This window comes from Craurococcus roseus (assembly GCF_039523795.1).
In the GTDB taxonomy this organism is placed as follows: domain Bacteria; phylum Pseudomonadota; class Alphaproteobacteria; order Acetobacterales; family Acetobacteraceae; genus Craurococcus; species Craurococcus roseus.
On record NZ_BAAAFZ010000127.1, the window covers coordinates 1 to 709 of the forward strand.

A 709-nucleotide genomic window follows, 5' to 3' on the forward strand; every position below is an offset into this window, starting at 1 on the left:
CGTCGGCGTCCCACCACAAGGCGCCGGCGTCGGTCTCGTAGGTGAACTGCGCCCCGGGGCCGGACGCCGCCCCCGTGAGGTTCTGGGCGAAACGCCCCGCTTGGGTGGCGAGGGGCCCCGCGGCCAAGCCGCCGCCGCCCCCGAACACCGCCAGCGCCAGCCAGACCTGGTCGACGCCGGCCGCGAAGTCGACCACTTGGTCGGCCGCGGGCGCGGTGTCGAAGAGGAAGGCGTCGGCGCCCGCGCCGCCTGTCAGCCGGTCCGCGCCGGTGCCGCCGGCCAGCACGTCCCGGCCGTCGCCGCCGTCGAGGGTGTCGTTGCCGCCGCCGCCCAGCAGCGTGTCGTCGCCGCCCTGGCCGGACAGCCCGTTGGCCGCGCCGTTGCCGGTGAGCCGGTTGGCGAGCGCGTTGCCGGCGCCGTTCACCGCGGCGGCCGTGCCCGTGAGCACCAGGTCCTCCACCTCGGCGGACAGGCCGTAGCTGGTGGAGGCGAACACCGTGTCCAGGCCGCCGCCCGCGAGTTCCACCACCAGGTCGCCGCCCTGGTCCACGCGGTAGGTGTCGTCGCCCGCGCCGCCGTCCAGGGTGTCGGCGCCGGCGCCGCCGTCCAGCGTGTCCCGGCCCTCGCCGCCCTCCAGCGCGTCGGCGCCGGCGCCGCCGTTCAGGGTGTCGGCGCCGCCGCCGCCCAGCAGCGCGTCGTCGCCCTCGCC

Annotated in this window: 1 protein-coding gene; it reads right to left on the bottom strand. The window is 78.6% G+C overall.

From position 1 onward, the window contains the following. Nucleotides 1-709 (bottom strand): calcium-binding protein (locus ABD067_RS26205; RefSeq protein ID WP_343898391.1); only part of this gene is annotated, 709 nt, incomplete at both ends.